Raw genomic sequence first — 2,275 nt, forward strand, 5'->3', positions numbered from 1 at the left:
CCGCAGGCTTCGGTCAACTGGTAGAGGCTGTCGTAAACGTAGCGATTGACCGGTTCGATCCGCTGGTTGGCGAAATAACGAATCGGCAGCGCGGCATCCTCGATGCTCAGCACATTGCCCACCGGATCGTATTCGTAACGCAGGTGTTGCAGCGTGTCGGTGCCACTCTTGGCCTGAAGCCGGGTCAGGCGGCCATCTTCAGCGGCGTATTGCAGCGTGGTGATGACGCCGTTGCCGGCGGTTTCCCGTTCGGTCTGGCCGTGGGCGTTATAGGTGATGGCGCTGACCAGGGTTTTCGGGGTGGGCGCGCCGTTGAGTTGCAGGCGAATCTCGCTCAACTGACCGGCGACGGTCTGGCTGAACAACTGGCGGTGGCCTTTGGCGTCGGTTTGCTCAAGCGCCTCGCCCAACGCATTGGCCTGCGAACGGGTGGTGGCGCCCTCCCCCGGTTCCAGCAGCAACTCACGATCCGCTGGCGACTCCGGCCAATCCGGTAGCGTCAGGTTATTCAGAAAATGCCGCGTCTGCTCCAACGCCGTGCCGTGCAGTCCGAACTCGGTAAATCGCTGCGAGCCCGCCGGGTCGTCGTGACGNAGCGTCAGGTTATTCAGAAAATGCCGCGTCTGCTCCAACGCCGTGCCGTGCAGTCCGAACTCGGTAAATCGCTGCGAGCCCGCCGGGTCGTCGTGACGGATCAGTTGCCCGCACAAGTTATGCGCGGCGAATGCCGGGTCACTCCCAGCATAAGCAAAACGCTCAGTACACAGAGGCTCGCCATTAACCGCCTGCTCGAACAGCGCCAACGGCCGCAACAGGTTGTCGTACTCGCTCCAGCGCCGACTGCCGCGCCCATCCCAGCCCTGCACCGACTGATCCGCTTCACCCAACAGACTGACACGCCACCCGGCATCGACACTGGTCGTGCTCAGCGATTTGCCGGACAGGGTGTAAATCGTGACCAGATTGGCAGGCGCCGAAGCGTTCCTCTGCAATCGCGGATCCCACTGCGCAATCACTCGTCCACCACCGTCATAGGCCGTGCGGTTGATACGCGCGTCGGCCGCCTCACCGATTGCACTGCGACAATAACCCACCGAGCGTACCGCCAATCCACGAGGATCTACGGCCGTCAGGGTCGGGGTATCGCTGTGAAACGTGAATGCTTGAGCCGGCATGACCTAGCGTCCTCCTGTATTTCATGACAGCTAATGGTGAAAAACTGCGTTTGGCTATTGTCAGAAATTACAGTGCCGACCGATGGGCAAGGATGATGAGTCAGAGGTTCATCGTACGACGAACGAGATTCAATTTTTCCTTCATCTCCCCCAATGAAACAATAGGACTTCGGAGACGAGTCAGATCATCATGGCTCAAATGTACTTCGTGCATTTTGTTGGCCTCTCCAGTCTGATTGGACGGCGATACATCCGGATAAGCGTCAAGATGCGCCACCATATTCGAGTTATTAAATACCAGGTTTTCCAGCAAAGAGACTCCGCTTACATCTTTGGCATCGATTTCATAAAAATAATATCGATGGCCGCTTTGGGCTGCATAAAACAAAGCCCCTTCAAGGGCTTCAGCCACAATCAAGGCACTTCCACCGATCATTTTTTTAACAGCCGTGAATTCGTCCGAGGGATTGAACCCATCCCTTAGTACGTCCTCGGGGTTACGTCGGTCTGCCCGATATACCTTTGCGCCAAAGTTGTCTCTGAGCAACAGGTTTCTATTGTTCCAGTCGTAACGGTGCTCAGGGGCATTTCTGTTCAGGAGGTCAAGGATGATGTTTTGGTCCTCTGTTGGAGGGGCAGGATTATCCGGGCTCCCAGGAGAGCCCGGACTCGATTCACCCGGTGAGTCTTGGCTCTGTGAAGAAACAGTTGAGTCCTGAGAATCCATTGACTCATCATCATCGCTCTGTGGCAGGCGATAGCTGGCTCTGAGGCTCTGCTCATTATCCAGAAACTGCTCAAGCGCACTGCTCATCGAAATGGAATCGGGCTCTTGCCACATATGCCCATCCGGATCGATCCTGCTGATGGGGTTGTTTCCACAAAATCCATAGAAACTCAGGCCATCAATCACACCGGCAGGATCCGGATTCAACCACCGCTGCCACCACGCCACGTAATACCTGAACCCGTAGTAATAAAGCCCCGTCGCATCCCGCTCCTTCCCCGAATAACGCACGGTTTTATAACTGACCTGCACCGCCGCGCCATTTGCCCACGCGGTGCCGCCGAACGGGTAGTAGCGTTCCTGGCTGATGATC

General features: G+C 56.7%; 1 protein-coding gene and 1 pseudogene. Both read right to left on the reverse strand.

The genetic code is table 11. The features are described from left to right. Window positions 1-593 (reverse strand): annotated as a pseudogene (locus tag ASD60_RS29465) (RHS repeat protein); the annotation flags it as partial. Between the two features lie 682 nt (window positions 594-1,275). Then, on the reverse strand, window positions 1,276-2,275 hold a 1,000-nt coding region (locus ASD60_RS29665; RefSeq protein ID WP_236708462.1), incomplete at its 5' end, for an RHS repeat-associated core domain-containing protein.

The organism is Pseudomonas sp. Root562, from assembly GCF_001427125.1.
In the GTDB taxonomy this organism is placed as follows: Bacteria; Pseudomonadota; Gammaproteobacteria; order Pseudomonadales; family Pseudomonadaceae; genus Aquipseudomonas.